Annotated in this window: 11 protein-coding genes; 6 read left to right on the top strand and 5 right to left on the bottom strand. The window is 70.5% G+C overall.

All coding sequences use genetic code 11. The features are described 5' to 3' along the window. Window positions 1–36: 36 nt before the first annotated feature. From ngcE to OG373_RS10610, 3 genes are all read right to left on the bottom strand, one after another. Window positions 37–1,461, bottom strand: coding sequence for an N-acetylglucosamine/diacetylchitobiose ABC transporter substrate-binding protein (gene ngcE / locus OG373_RS10600; RefSeq protein ID WP_397729957.1), 1,425 nt, complete (start codon window positions 1,459–1,461; stop codon window positions 37–39). A gap of 296 nt (window positions 1,462–1,757) precedes the next feature. Next, window positions 1,758–4,487 carry an aconitate hydratase AcnA gene (gene acnA, locus OG373_RS10605; RefSeq protein WP_405437731.1) on the bottom strand — a complete coding sequence of 910 codons (2,730 nt, stop codon included), beginning with the start codon at window positions 4,485–4,487 and terminating at the stop codon, window positions 1,758–1,760. Window positions 4,488–4,627: 140 nt separating this feature from the next. Beyond that, a complete protein-coding gene (locus OG373_RS10610) occupies window positions 4,628–5,722 on the bottom strand; it encodes a LacI family DNA-binding transcriptional regulator (protein ID WP_405437733.1) in 1,095 nt (364 codons plus the stop codon). 92 nt (window positions 5,723–5,814) lie between these two features. Between OG373_RS10610 and OG373_RS10615 the strand changes: the two genes are divergently transcribed. The 3 genes from OG373_RS10615 to OG373_RS10625 all read left to right on the top strand — a co-directional run bounded on the left by OG373_RS10615 (window position 5,815) and on the right by OG373_RS10625 (window position 10,025). Further along, on the top strand, window positions 5,815–7,746 hold the full coding sequence (locus OG373_RS10615) for an amidohydrolase (protein ID WP_405437735.1): 1,932 nt from the start codon (window positions 5,815–5,817) through the stop codon (window positions 7,744–7,746). A 193-nt stretch (window positions 7,747–7,939) separates the two neighbouring features. After that, a complete protein-coding gene (locus OG373_RS10620; protein WP_405437736.1) occupies window positions 7,940–8,425 on the top strand; it encodes a MarR family winged helix-turn-helix transcriptional regulator in 486 nt (161 codons plus the stop codon). 70 nt (window positions 8,426–8,495) lie between these two features. Further along, a complete protein-coding gene (locus tag OG373_RS10625) occupies window positions 8,496–10,025 on the top strand; it encodes a helix-turn-helix domain-containing protein (RefSeq protein WP_398676047.1) in 1,530 nt (509 codons plus the stop codon). 179 nt (window positions 10,026–10,204) lie between these two features. Here OG373_RS10625 and OG373_RS10630 read toward each other — a convergent pair whose 3' ends face one another. After that, window positions 10,205–10,756: a hypothetical protein gene (locus tag OG373_RS10630; protein ID WP_405437738.1), complete on the bottom strand. Its 552-nt coding sequence runs from the start codon at window positions 10,754–10,756 to the stop codon at window positions 10,205–10,207. A 547-nt stretch (window positions 10,757–11,303) separates the two neighbouring features. Between OG373_RS10630 and OG373_RS10635 the strand changes: the two genes are divergently transcribed. Then, on the top strand, window positions 11,304–11,558 hold the full coding sequence (locus OG373_RS10635) for a hypothetical protein (RefSeq protein WP_397729964.1): 255 nt from the start codon (window positions 11,304–11,306) through the stop codon (window positions 11,556–11,558). An 82-nt stretch (window positions 11,559–11,640) separates the two neighbouring features. On the opposite strand, the gene OG373_RS10640 is transcribed toward OG373_RS10635, so the two are convergent. Then, window positions 11,641–11,973, bottom strand: a complete 333-nt coding sequence (locus tag OG373_RS10640) for a hypothetical protein (RefSeq protein WP_405437740.1) — start codon at window positions 11,971–11,973, stop codon at window positions 11,641–11,643. A 144-nt stretch (window positions 11,974–12,117) separates the two neighbouring features. Between OG373_RS10640 and OG373_RS10645 the strand changes: the two genes are divergently transcribed. Further along, the gene (locus OG373_RS10645; protein ID WP_405437742.1) at window positions 12,118–13,575 is read left to right on the top strand and encodes a cytochrome P450; all 1,458 of its coding nucleotides are present in this window, start codon (window positions 12,118–12,120) and stop codon (window positions 13,573–13,575) included. A gap of 14 nt (window positions 13,576–13,589) precedes the next feature. Continuing rightward, a complete protein-coding gene (locus tag OG373_RS10650) occupies window positions 13,590–14,093 on the top strand; it encodes an FBP domain-containing protein (protein WP_397729967.1) in 504 nt (167 codons plus the stop codon). The last annotated feature ends 13 nt before the right edge of the window (window positions 14,094–14,106 follow it).

The following is a 14,106-nucleotide window of genomic DNA, read 5'->3' on the forward strand; positions in this document are numbered from 1 at the left end:
GAGTGCCCGGTGACCGGTGCCCGGTGGTGCGCGTGGTCAGCTGCGACGGTTGTTCTTGGCGTTCGGGTCCTGCGCCGCCTTGTTTACCGCAGCCTGGGCCCGCTTGATCCACTCCTTCGGCTGAATCCGCTTGGCCATCAGCTCATTGGACGCGTCCTGGATCGCCGTGTCCATTTCGCTGTACCAGTCGGGGTACAGGTAGTTGAACGTGTTCGTACCCGCCGCCTTGAGGGCCGTCACCGCCGACTGGGTGCCGGGCCGCAGTTTCACGCCCGGGTCCACGCCGTCCTTGACCACGGTGAGCGAGTTCGCCTGCTGGGCGAACATGGTCGACCATTCGCGGGACAGCATCGAACGGATGAACTCCAGGCCGCCGGCCTTGTTGGCCGCCTTCTCCGGAACGATGAAGGGCTCGCCGGCGCCTGCCCGGATGGCCTCGAGGGGCAGCTTGCTGTCGGCCAGCAGCGGGACCGGCAGGAACTGCATGTCGAAGTCTTCCGGCGTCTGCTTGAGCTGCTCGTTCTCCAGCCAGGAGCCGGAGGGGATGAAGGCCGCCTTGTACTGGTTCCAGGCGGTCTGGGACTCCGTGTGGGTCAGGCCGTTGGTGCCCGGGAGCAGCAGGTCCTTCTCGACCACCTCGTAGACCGCCTCGACGGCGGCGAGGGCCGCCGCACTGCCCTCGAAGGCGTTCGGCTCGAGGTTGTCGATCGCCTTCATGGCGTCCAGACCGCCCTTCTTGGCGATCAGGTCCATGATGACGACATTGATGTAGTACGGGAACTTGCCCTGGTGGGCGAGGCCGCCGATGCCGGCCTCCTTGGCCTTCGCGCAGACGGCGAGGAACTCGTCCCAGGTCTTTGGCGCCGTCCAGCCCTTCTCCTTGAAGAGTTTGCCGGAGTACCAGAAGCCGAAGACGGTGTAGACGTAGTTGAGCGAGACGAACTTGCCGCCCTGCGTGCCCTGTTCGATGGTGCCGGCAATCAGCAGGTCGCGGACCTTCTTGCTCGGGTCGTCGAGCGACGGCGCGTCGAGCACCGGGGTCAGGTCGGCCAGCTGGTTGCTCTTGAAGAGCACGTCCAGCTTGATCTTCTGGGCGCCGGAGTTGTCGACGACATCCGGCGGGTTTCCGCCGTTGAAGCGCGTCTGGAGCTTTCCGGTGATCTCCTGGGTGCCCAGGTGGGAGCTGGTGGTGCCCCACTTCTTGTCGAAGGCGGCCTCCCAGGCCTTCGCGTAGTCGTCACCGAACCCGCCCTTGAAGACGACGACGTCCAGCTTGCCGCCCTTGGCGACGCCGAAGGGGTTCTCCTTGGTCACCGCCCCCTTGTCCGGCCCCTTCGTCGTGTCCTGACCGCCGGAGGCGCAGGCGGACAGGAAGCTCATCGTGGGCACCGAGATCAGTCCCAGCGCTGCGGAGCGCTTGATCAGGTCACGGCGGCCGAGGCCCTCACCAGTGGATCCCATGCTCTTGTCCTCGCCTTCGTCAGAAGTGTGAAGGAGGCCGGAAATCGCGACGGTCACCGCGCATACGGACATCACCGCAGGTCCCCGCCATCCCCCGGTCCGGCGCCGCCCCGTACCGCGGCGATCCGGACGGGCACAGGTATAGTCCACTTCCGCTCGTGTGAGCAAGATCATGCACACGGTTGCCTGTCAGCTTTTCCGAGTTGAGACCTCCCCGAAACCTGGCCCCGGCCGGAAAAGGCGGAAGGGCCGTACCCCCTTAACGGGGATACGGCCCTTTGGTGCCGCTACGGTCCTCAGCCTCGGATGAGGTTCCGCAGGACGTACTGCATGATGCCGCCGTTGCGGTAGTAGTCCGCCTCACCCGGCGTGTCGATGCGGACGACCGCGTCGAACTCCACACCGGTGTCGGTGGTCACCTTGACGGTGCGCGGGGTGGTGCCGTTGTTCAGCTCCTCCACACCGGTGAAGGCGAAGGTCTCCTCGCCGGTGAGGCCCAGGGAGGCGGCGGTGGCGCCCTCGGGGAACTGCAGGGGCAGGACGCCCATGCCGATCAGGTTGGAGCGGTGGATGCGCTCGTAGGACTCGGCGATGACGGCCTTGACGCCGAGCAGCGCGGTGCCCTTGGCCGCCCAGTCGCGGGACGAGCCGGAGCCGTACTCCTTGCCCGCCAGGATGACCAGCGGGATGCCGGCGGCCTGGTAGTTCTGCGAGGCGTCGTAGATGAAGGAGACCGGCGCGCCGTCGACGGTGAAGTCGCGGGTGAAGCCGCCCTCGGTGCCCGGCGCGATCTGGTTGCGCAGGCGGATGTTGGCGAAGGTGCCGCGGATCATGACCTCGTGGTTGCCGCGGCGGGAACCGTACGAGTTGAAGTCGCGGCGCTCGACGCCGTGCTCGGTGAGGTACTTGCCGGCCGGGGTGTCGGCCTTGATCGCACCGGCCGGGGAGATGTGGTCGGTGGTGACCGAGTCGCCCAGCTTCGCCAGCACGCGGGCGCCGGCGATGTCGGAGACCGGGGTGGTCTCCATCGTCATGCCCTCGAAGTAGGGGGGCTTACGGACGTAGGTGGACTGCGGGTCCCACTCGAAGGTGTTGCCGGTCGGGATCGACAGCGCCTGCCACTGGGCGTCGCCCGCGAAGACGTCCTGGTAGGACTTGCTGAACATGTCCTCGCCGATGGCGTTCGCCACGACGTCGTTGACCTCGGCCTCGGAGGGCCAGAGGTCCTTGAGGAAGACCGGGTTGCCCTCGGTGTCGATGCCGATGGCCTCGGTGGTGATGTCCACCTTCATGGAGCCCGCGATGGCGTACGCGACGACCAGCGGCGGGGAGGCCAGGTAGTTCATCTTGACGTCGGGGTTGATCCGGCCCTCGAAGTTGCGGTTGCCGGAGAGCACCGAGGTGACCGCGAGGTCGTGCTCGTTGATCGCCTTCGAGATCTCCTCGTCCAGCGGACCGGAGTTGCCGATGCAGGTGGTGCAGCCGTACCCGACGAGGTTGAAGCCCATCTTGTCGAGGTACGGGGTCAGGCCGGCCTTGTCGAAGTAGTCGGTGACGACCTTCGAGCCCGGGGCCAGGGTGGTCTTGACCCACGGCTTGCGGGTCAGGCCCTTCTCGACCGCCTTCTTGGCCACGAGCGCCGCGGCGACCATGACGTAGGGGTTCGAGGTGTTGGTGCAGGAGGTGATCGCGGCGACGGTGACGGCGCCGTGGTCGATCTCGAAGGAGGTGCCGTCGGCCAGGGTGACCAGCGTCGGGCGGGTCGGCACGCCGTCGGTGGAGGCCGGGGCGTCGGAGGCCGGGAAGGACTCCTTGCCCGCCTCGTCGTCGTCCTCGACGTAGTTGCGCACGTCCAGCGCGAACTGCTGGGAGGCGTTGGCGAGGACGATGCGGTCCTGCGGGCGCTTCGGGCCGGCGATGGAGGGGACGACCGCGGAGAGGTCGAGCTCCAGCTTCTCGGAGAAGTCCGGCTCGGCGGCCGGGTCCAGCCACAGGCCCTGCTCCTTGGCGTACGCCTCGACGAGGGCGACCTGCTGGGCGTCGCGGCCGGTCAGGCGCAGGTACTTCAGGGTCTCGTCGTCGATCGGGAAGATCGCGGCGGTGGAGCCGAACTCCGGCGACATGTTGCCGATGGTGGCGCGGTTCGCGAGGGAGGTGGCGGCGACGCCCTCACCGTAGAACTCGACGAACTTGCCGACGACACCGTGCTTGCGCAGCATCTCGGTGATGGTCAGCACGAGGTCGGTGGCGGTGGTGCCGGTCGGCAGCTCGCCGGTCAGCTTGAAGCCGACGACGCGCGGGATCAGCATGGAGACCGGCTGGCCGAGCATCGCGGCCTCGGCCTCGATGCCGCCGACGCCCCAGCCCAGCACGCCCAGGCCGTTGACCATGGTGGTGTGCGAGTCGGTGCCGACGAGGGTGTCGGGGTACGCCTGACCGTTACGGACCATGACCGTGCGGGCCAGGTGCTCGATGTTGACCTGGTGCACGATGCCGGTGCCCGGCGGGACGACCTTGAAGTCGTCGAAGGCGGTCTGGCCCCAGCGCAGGAACTGGTAGCGCTCCTTGTTGCGGCCGTACTCCAGCTCGACGTTCTGCGCGAAGGCGTCCTTCGTGCCGAACTTGTCGGCGATGACCGAGTGGTCGATGACCATCTCGGCGGGCGAGAGCGGGTTGATCTTCGCCGGGTCGCCACCGAGGGCCTTGACGGCCTCACGCATGGTGGCGAGGTCCACGACGCAGGGGACGCCGGTGAAGTCCTGCATGATCACGCGGGCCGGCGTGAACTGGATCTCCTCGCTGGGCTGGGCCTGCGAGTCCCAGTTACCGAGCGACCGGATGTGGTCGGCGGTGATGTTCGCGCCGTCCTCGGTGCGAAGCAGGTTCTCCAGCAGGACCTTCAGGCTGTAGGGAAGGCGGGCGGAGCCCTCGACCTTGTCCAGCTTGAAGATCTCGTACGACTCGTCGCCCACCTGCAGCGTGCTGCGGGCGTCGAAGCTGTTCGCCGACACGACAGTCTCCTTCATGCATGAATTCGCGCGTATTACCGCAATCCTGCCGCCACGCCCCTTGGCCAATCCGCTAAGGTAGGGCTAAGTTAGGTAACCCTTACCAGCGGGGGCGGCTGCGGTACGCCTTCGGCAGATATCTCGATGTCGAGATAACTCTAGTACATGTCCGGGCGGAGGGACGAGGCGCGCACCCGTAGCCCCGCCGGGACCGTCCGTTGCCCTGGCGATTCCGCATGCCCGGATTCGATCAGGTTGACCAGGACAGACACCGCCGAAGCGGCGATCCGCTCCGGATTCAGGGTGACGGTGGTCACGGCGGGTTCGGTCGCGGCGTAGGCCGGATCCTCGCTGGCGCAGACGAGCAGCAGCCCGTCATGCCCCGGAATGCCGGATGCGCCGGTACGCGGGCCGGGCGAGCCGGGTATGCGCAGGCCATGGCGGGCGGCGGCGGCCAGTACCTGCCGGCCGCCCGGGTCGTACACGCAGTACACGGCGTCGGGGCGGTCCGGGCCGGCGAAGGCGGAGTCGAAGGCGCGCCCCGCCGTGTCCTCGGGGTCGAAGGGGACCAGGTGCGGAGCGCGGCCGCGCTCCGCGCACCACTGTTCGTAGGCCGACGTGACGGCCCCCGTGTAGAACTCCCGGCCGTAGCCGGCGTGCAGGGCGATCCGCCGGGCCCCGGACGCGGCGAGGTGGTCGAGCACCTCCCGGGTGGTGGCGGTGTGGTCGTTGTCCACCCACACGTCCCCCGGCCAGGGGTCGGGCGGCCGCCCGTCGAAGACCACCGGCAGACCCCGCGCCCGCAGGGCCCGCAGCACCGGGTCGCCGGCCGGACTGTCGAGCAGCAGCATCCCGTCCACGGCGAGGGTGTGCCACAGCGGCTCCGCGCCCCGGTCGGCGGGCAGGGTGGTCAGGGCGTAGCCGTGCGCGTGCGCGGCCGAGGTCGCCGCGGTGAGCAGCCGGGAGAAGTAGGCGATCCCGACGAAGTCCCAGGCGTCCCCCGCGTACGTGGTCACCGCGACGCCGAGGCTGCGGGTGCGCGGGCCGCGGCGCGCTCCGTAGCCGAGCGCGCCCGCCACCTCGCGGACCCGTCGCCGGGTGGACTCGCCGAGGCGGCCGGTGCCGTTCAGCGCGTGCGAGACGGTCGCGGTGGAGACCTCGGCGGCGCGCGCGATGTCGGCGAGCGTCGGACCGGGGGCGGGCCCGGAGGAAGGCCCGGAGGAGGACCCGGGTGCGGGCGGGGGTGCGGGCACGCCGCCATCGTACGGATTTCGTCGGTGGGGGCGGCTTCTGGTTAAGCGGTTAATCAAACAGTGTCCTGACCACACCAACGTTCGGAGTGGGCATGACGTCTTCGCACCCTTCTCACGCTTCTCACCACCTTTCCCGCCGGGGACTGCTCGCGGCCGCCGGGGTCGCCGGAGCGGCCGGCCTGCTGGGGGCCGCCCCGGCCGCCGCCGACCCGGCGCCCTCGGCCGCGTCCTCCACCGGGCGCGGTTCGGCTGCCCTGGTCGTCCACAACGCCTCCGTGTTCACCGGGACCGGCGGCCGGGCGCCCGTCGAGGCCGTCGCCGTCGGCCGGGACGGCAGGATCCTGGCCACCGGCACGAACGCGGCGGTACGCCGGCACGTGGGCCGGGACACCGAGGTCGTCGACGCCCGCGGCAACACCGTCATGAGCGGCATCCACGACGGCCACGTGCACCCGCTCGGCGCGGGCGAACGCTCGCTGTCCCCCTCGCTGGAGGGCGCCGAGACCACCCCGGCCGAACTCCGGGAGATCCTGACCGGCTTCCTCGCCGAGACGGGCGGCTCGGGCGCGGAACCCGACCGCTGGCTGGTGGTCGAGGACTGGAACCCGGTCGGGCTGCTCCCCGTGGGCACCCTTGCGCACCACGCGATCCTGGACGCGCTGCCGACCCGGCGGCCGATCGCCCTCGTCGGCGGGGACGGGCACAACCTGTGGGCCAATCAGCGGGCCCTGGACATCGCCGGGATCACGGCGGCCACGCCCGACCCGGTCGGCGGCAAGGTGGTGAAGGGCGCGGACGGGCAGCCGACCGGCGTCCTCAAGGACGACGCCCAGGGCCTGGTGCGGCGGCACATACCGGAGCCCACCCGGGCCGACCTGGTCGCGGCGTGCGCGAAGGTGCTGGAACTGGCGGCCGCCTCCGGGGTCACGACGATGATGGACGCGCTGGTGGGGCGGCACGAGCTGGAGCTGTACCAGGCGCTCTCGGCGGCGGGGAAGCTGCCGCAGCGGATCGTGCCGGCCATCCGGCTGGAGGCGGAGCAGACCAGGGACCCGGCGGGCTCGCTGGCGTACGCGCGGGGGCTTCGGCGGGAGTTCGAGGGGGTGCGGGGGCTCCGGTTCGGGATGATCAAGGTCTTCCTGGACGGGGTCATCGAGTACCCGGCGCAGACCGCCGCGCTGCTGAAGCCGTACCTCGACGGGAACGGCAGGCCGACCGGCAACCGGGGCGAGCTGTACACCTCGGCGGCGGACTACGGGCGGCTCGCCGCCGCCTTCAACCAGGCGGGCTGGCAGATGCACGCACACGGACTCGGCGACCGTGCGGTCCGCACCGCGCTGGACGGGTACGCGTACGCCGGCCGGGTGACGGGCCGGCGGGACGCCCGCAATGCCGTGGCGCACCTGCAGCTCGTGGACCCGGCGGATCTGCGGCGCTTCGCGCAGTTGGGCGTCGCGGCGTGCATGCAGCTCCAGTGGGCGGCGGAGGACACCTGGACGATGGAGGCGCTCCTCCCCTACATCGGGCCCGAACGGCACCGGTGGATGTACCCGGCGTGCAGCCTGGAGAAGGCGGGGGCGCGGCTGTCGGGCGGCTCCGACTGGCCGGTGGACGCCCTTCAGGTGTGGAACCAGCTGAGGACGGCGATCGACCGCCGGGGTGCCTTCGGGGCGGGCCCGCTGTACCGCGAACTGGAGGGGCTGAGCCGGGACACGGTGCTGCGGATGCACACCTCGGGGACGGCGTGGCAGCTGCGCCAGGAGGGGCTGACGGGCACGGTGGAGCCGGGCCGGGCGGCGGACCTGGTGGTGCTGGACCGGGACGTGAGGCGGTGCCCGGTGGCCGACATCAGCGGGACGGGGGTACGGATGACCCTGGTCGGCGGCCGCGTGGTGCACGACGCGGATTCCGCGTCGGGCAGGGCGGCCTCGGCGCGGGTGGCCGGCGCGGCCTCGGCCGGCCCGCGGCCGGCCTCGTACGCGGCGGTGCACGCCGGGGGTCGGCACCACGCCTGCAAGCACTGAACGGGCCGACGCGCGGGGCCCGGCGGCGCGCGGGTGGGATCCGGCGGGGCACGGGCGGGCACCGGCGCGGGCGGGCACCGGCGGTACGGGCGGTGCCTTCCGCGCCGGGCTCAGCCTGCCGCGAGGCCGTGCCGGGCTGCCCAGGCGTTGACGGCGGCGGCGATCTCCTCGGGCCGGTCCTCGGCATCGCCCCATGACCACGGAAGAGAACGGCGCTCTCGTCCCCGCCCGGCTGCGCGAGCTGCCCAGCCGGCTGCTCGGGCAGGCCTCCACGCACGCGCAGCGGCTGGTGACGGAGGCGCTGAGCAGTGCGGATGCCCGCACCTGGCACTACGCGGCCCTGGTCGCCCTGGAGGACTCCGGCCCGGCGAGCCAGGCCGACCTCAGCGCCCGCACCGGAATCCACCGCAGCGACCTGGTCGCCGTCCTCAACGAACTCGCCGCGCGCGAACCGGTCGAGCGGACCCCCGACCCCGGGGATCGCCGGCGCAATGTCATCACCCTCACGGCGTCCGGCCGGCGGCAACTGCGCAAACCGGGACAGATCCTCGACGCGGCCCAGGCGGAACTCCTGGCCCCGCTGTCCACCACAGAACGGGAGCAGCTCACCCGTCTACTGGGCCGGATCGTCGAGCATCACGCCTACAGGGGCACCGTCATGGGGCCTGACGGCCGGTAAGACCGGTGCAATACACCCATTTGCCACACCCGACGCGGAGGTCATCTCATATCTGAGATAGCGTGCCCCCATGGCAGACGACTACCTCGTACGCATCGGCAAGCTCATCCGTGACGCCCGGCAGCACCGGGGCTGGACACAGAGTCAACTCGCAGACGCCCTGGGCACCAGCCAGAGCGCCGTGAACCGGATCGAGCGCGGCAACCAGAACATCAGCCTTGAGATGATCGCCCGAATCGGCGAAGCGCTCGACAGTGAGATCGTCTCCCTGGGCTACGCCGGCCCGATGCACCTGCGCGTGGTGGGCGGCCGCCGCCTGTCCGGCGCCATCGACGTCAAGACGAGCAAGAACGCGTGCGTCGCCCTGCTGTGCGCCTCCCTGCTCAACAAGGGCCGTACGGTGCTGAGGCGGGTGGCCCGCATCGAAGAGGTCTACCGTCTCCTGGAGGTCCTGAACTCCATCGGCGTCCGCACCCGCTGGATCAACGACGGCGTGGACCTTGAGCTGATCCCGCCGGCCCGCCTCGACATGGAGGCCATGGACGCGGACGCGGCCCGCCGGACCCGGAGCATCATCATGTTCCTGGGCCCGCTGCTGCACCGGATGGATTCCTTCCGACTGCCCTACGCGGGCGGTTGCGACCTCGGCACCCGCACCATCGAGCCGCACATGATCGCCCTGCGCCGCTTCGGCCTGGACATCACCGCGACCGAGGGCATCTACCACGCGAAGGTCGTGCCCGGCATCTCCCCGGACCGCCCGATCGTGCTGACCGAGCGCGGGGACACCGTCACCGAGAACGCGCTGCTGGCCGCCGCCCGGCACGACGGCGTCACCGTCATCCGCAACGCCTCGTCCAACTACATGGTCCAGGACCTGTGCTTCTTCCTGGAGGCCCTGGGCGTCCGGGTCGACGGCGTCGGCACCACCACGCTCACCGTGCACGGCGTCCCGAGCATCGACGTGGACGTGGACTACTCCCCCTCCGAGGACCCGGTCGAGGCGATGAGCCTGCTCGCCGCCGCGGTGGTCACGGAGTCGGAGCTCACCATCCGCCGGGTGCCGATCGAGTTCATGGAGATCGAGCTCGCGGTCCTGGAGGAGATGGGCCTGGACCACGACCGCTCGGCGGAGTACAACGCGGACAACGGCCGCACCCGCCTGGTCGACCTCACGGTCCGCCCCTCGAAGCTCGAAGCCCCGATCGACAAGATCCACCCCATGCCGTTCCCCGGGCTGAACATCGACAACGTCCCCTTCTTCGCGGCCATCGCCGCCGTGGCCCAGGGCCAGACGCTGATCCACGACTGGGTGTACGACAACCGGGCCATCTACCTGACGGACCTGAACCGCCTCGGCGGCCGCCTCCAACTCCTCGACCCCCACCGCGTCCTGGTGGAGGGCCCCACCCGCTGGCGCGCGTCGGAGATGATGTGCCCGCCGGCCCTGCGCCCGGCGGTGGTCGTCCTCCTGGCGATGATGGCGGCGGAGGGCACCTCGGTGCTGCGCAACGTCTACGTCATCAACCGCGGCTACGAGGAACTGGCGGAGCGCCTCAACTCGGTGGGCGCCCAGATCGAGATCTTCCGCGACATTTAAGTCCGCCGCGGGTCAGGGCGCGTTCCTGTCCTCCCGGGCCGCCTCCGGGCCGTCGCCGGTGTCTCCGCCCCCGCGGAAGACACCGGCGACGGCCCTTCGCGCTCGCGCCCGGCTGCGGTCCGCAGGGTGAACCTGTCGGCGCGGTCCGGGCTGACGTACCGTCCCCGGTCCCGTCCTGGTCAGCCGTCCTGCCGGCGCCCGAGCAAACGGCCCTGCTCCTGCTTCAGGCCCGCGAACCCCTGACTCGCGTACGCGGCTATCTCCTCACTGGGGAAGGGCACCACGGACAGGTGCTGGTCATAGCTCCCCTGCTCCCATCGGGCGGCCGTGATCTCGTAGCCGGAAACATGTGCGCACAGCTGGAGCAGAATCGGCGGCATCTCCGGTTCGCTCACGAGGTCGGCGTGCTTGATGACGAGGTCGCGCATCGCCCGAATGTTCGGGAGGAAGACGATCCTGACCCACAACCGCCACTCGGCGAGTTCCTCGTCGGAAGGCGGTATCTCATGCGCGAAGGGCGACCGGCCGTCGGGACGAGCGTTGCGCTCCATGAACGCCCCGAAGATACGGCTGTTGGCTTCCGTGAGGGCGAACAGCGGTCCGTAGAAATCGCTGAGCTGCCGATTCAGGCGAGCGAGGCGTTCTTGGCGCTGCGACAGGCGCATGCCGTTGAGATAGGTGGCCGCATAGCCGACGAACGCCAGCGCGATGGTGACAACTACTGTGATCATGGGAGGCGATGCTAGTGAGCATCATCTCCCCGGGTCAGCCTGCGGCAGCCGGCGAACTCCAGTGGCGGGCCCGCGTCCCGGTCGGACAATGGAGTCGCGCTCAGCGTAGATGAGGGCCCACGGCTATGCCCGGTTGCCCGTCACTCGTTTCCGCGATTCACCCTTCGGTCCGAGCACAGTCTGCTGCCTCTTCCGTTCACCCAGCAGCCCCGGCGGGGCCGCTTTCCGGAACCAAGCGGGATGTGTTCTGCCCGGAGGAACCCTGCGTGACGCGGACTACGATCCCGGCGGTCCTCTGTACTGCCATGTCTGCACGTGCGGCAGCTTCCTTTCCTCCGGGAACGAAGACCTTGTGTGTGCACGGGACTTCTGTCGGCACACGGCCATGCAGCATGCGTGAGGAGTTGCGGGCGTACCGGTCCTGTGCTGCCTGAGGGTGGTGGCGGACGTGCCGGCCGACCCGGTAGCCGGTCGGCCCGGTGAACCTCCCGCACCGGGCCTGCGTCTTCACTCTCGATCGCTACTACGCGCACGGGAGAAGAGACCGTTGACCGACAAGGACGTTGAGCAGACCGACGAGCGGGCTTACGGCCCGGGGCCCTGGTGGGCGGACCTCGGGACGTGGGGGGCTGTCGGATTGATCGTCGTCGGGGTCCTCTCGGCAGCGTGGGTCTTCTTCCGGCTGCCCGGCACCCCGGAGAACCTGGCGACCGGCTACTACCAGGCCGCCAAGGTCCTCGCCATCGGCGGAGTACTCGCAGGAAGCGCCCTGCTGGGCCGTCGTCGTCCGGGTGCCCGGTGACCAACAGCGCCGGACGGCGCGCGCCTTCCTGAATTCCGCTGCCGTTCCGAAGGCGGGGCGGGGACCCGGTAGAGGCTCACCGCTACGCGGTGTCGGAGACGAGTCGGGCCACCTCGCGCAGGCGTCGGTAGTAGGCGTGGTCCTCCGGGGCTTCGAGCAGCGGCAGGACGTGGTCCAGGTCTTCGATGCAGCTGCGCAGAATCCTGTGGTGCCGCTCGTCGAGGGAACCGCCGTTGCCCAGCCAGGTGATGACGCCCCCCGCGGTGTAGGTGTCGAGCAGCACCATCTCGACGCCCTGCTCCTCCCCTCCCGGGCGGGCGGGGAGGACCGCGCCGCGCTGTGCCGCGGGGAAGGGGGTGTCCATGTGGTCCTGCCACAAGCGGGCCACGGTGTCGTACTCGGCGGCTCTGTTCATGTGGTCATCGTCGTGCACGGGTGCCCGGGGGGCGGGTCCGGGGGACCTGGATCAGGCCACTGTTCGGCCTGATGGGGGCCATGTCCTCGCCAGGTGCGGTGCGGGCGCGGCAGAATCGGGATCCCGTAGGACGAAGGAGCGGCCATGGCGATGGGAACGAACTCCGGCGTGGATACGGGGAGGGAGGTACCCGGGCTGGCCGGGGCGCCGTTGCTGGGGTCGCTCTTCGACCTGAAGTCCGACTCCCTCGGTACCTATCTGCGGGCCCAGCACCGGCACGGTGACCTGGTGCGGATCACGGCCGGTCCGCCCGGCATGCGCGCCGAGTTGTACTGCGTCTTCTCCCCCGCGGGCGCCCAGCAGGTGCTCGCCTCCGACGCGGCCCGCTTCCGCAAGGACAACCACTTCTACCAGGAGGTGCGGGACTCCTTCGGCAACGGGCTGCTGACCAGCCAGGACGAGGACTACCTGCGCCAACGCCGGCTCGTGCAGCCGCTGTTCACCCGGCGCCGGGTGGACGGCTACGCCGGGGCGGTGGCCGCCGAGACCGACGCGGTCATCACCGCCTGGGGCGAGGCCCCGGGCGGCGTCGTCGACGTCTCCGACGAGATGATGCACCTCGCCCTGCGCGCCGTGGCCCGCATCCTCTTCGGCACCGACGTCGAGGCCACCGCCGGCGTCGTGGCCGAGTGCTTTCCGGTGATCACCGACTACGTACTGCGCCGCGGCTACTCCCCCGCCAACATCCCGCGCCACTGGCCCACCCCCGGCAACCGGCGCGCGGCCGCCGCGATGGACGAGCTGTACGGGGTCTGCGACCGGATCATCGCCCAGCGGCGGCGGACGTCCGGCACGGGCGCGGGCACGGGCACGGGCGCCGAGGCTCCCGGTGAGGACCTGCTGTCGCTGCTCGCCGCCGCCAGGAGTTCGGACGACGGGGAGTTCGACGCCGCCGAGCTGCGCGACCAGGTGTTGATCTTCCTCCTCGCCGGGCACGAGACGACCGCCACGTCCCTCTGCTTCGCCCTGCACCTGCTGGCCCGGCACCCCGAGCAGCAGGACCGGGCCCGTGAGGAGATCTCCCGCGTGCTGGGCGACCGTACGCCCGGGGCCGCCGACCTGGACCGGCTCCCGTACCTCACCCGGGTGCTCAAGGAGGCGATGCGGCTCTATCCGGCCGCGCCGGTCATCGGACGCAAGGCCGTCGCCGCCACCCGGATCGGGGAGCACACCATCCCCGCGGGCGCGGACGTGATCCTGGCGCCGTGGGTGACGCACCGCCACCCCGACTACTGGCCGGACCCGGACCGCTTCGACCCCGAGCGCTTCACGCCCGAGGCGGAGGCGGGGCGGCCGCGCTACGCGTGGTTCCCGTTCGGCGGGGGTCCCCGGGCCTGTATCGGACAGCACTTCTCGATGCTGGAGTCGGTGATCGCGCTGGCGATGATCCTGCGGGCCTACACGTTCGAGGCCGTGGACACGGAGATCCCGGTCGGCGCCGGGATCACCCTGCGGACGAACGGCCCGGCGCGCTGCCGGATCCGTCGTGTGGATGGCCAGGCCGGCCCGGATATTGAGATGCGGGCAGGTCAGAGCAGGTAATAGGGTCGATGCCCGTGGAACCACTCACCGAGAAACAGATCCGTGCATCCTTCGTGAACTGCACCAAGGGCGAGGCGGCGCGGCTGCGACTGCCGCTCGACTTCACCGAACTGCCCTGGAAGGACCTGGACTTCCTGGGGTGGGTGGACCCGGGAGCGCCGCTGCGTGCGCATCTCGTGCTGCCGCGGGAGGACGGCCCGCTGGGGATCTCGCTGCGCGTACCGTCCGTCGGCCGCACCAGCGTGGTGAAGTCCAGCCTGTGCCAGATCTGCCTGACGGGTCACGCCTCCTCCGGGGTCACCCTGCTCGCGGCTCCGCTCGCGGGGGCGCGCGGTCGTGAGGGCAACACGGTCGGCACCTACATCTGCGCGGACCTGGCCTGCCCCCTGTACGTGCGCGGCAAGCGGCAGCCGAGGCTGCGCGCCGGGCGGTACGAGGAGTCCCTGACGCTCGACGAGCGGCTCGCCCGGATGTCCGAGAACCTGGACGCCTTCGTGGCCCGCGTCACCGGGACCTGAGCGACCGGCCGCG

Origin of the sequence: Streptomyces avidinii (assembly GCF_045161815.1) — a bacterium.
Classification (GTDB): domain Bacteria; phylum Actinomycetota; class Actinomycetes; order Streptomycetales; family Streptomycetaceae; genus Streptomyces; species Streptomyces avidinii.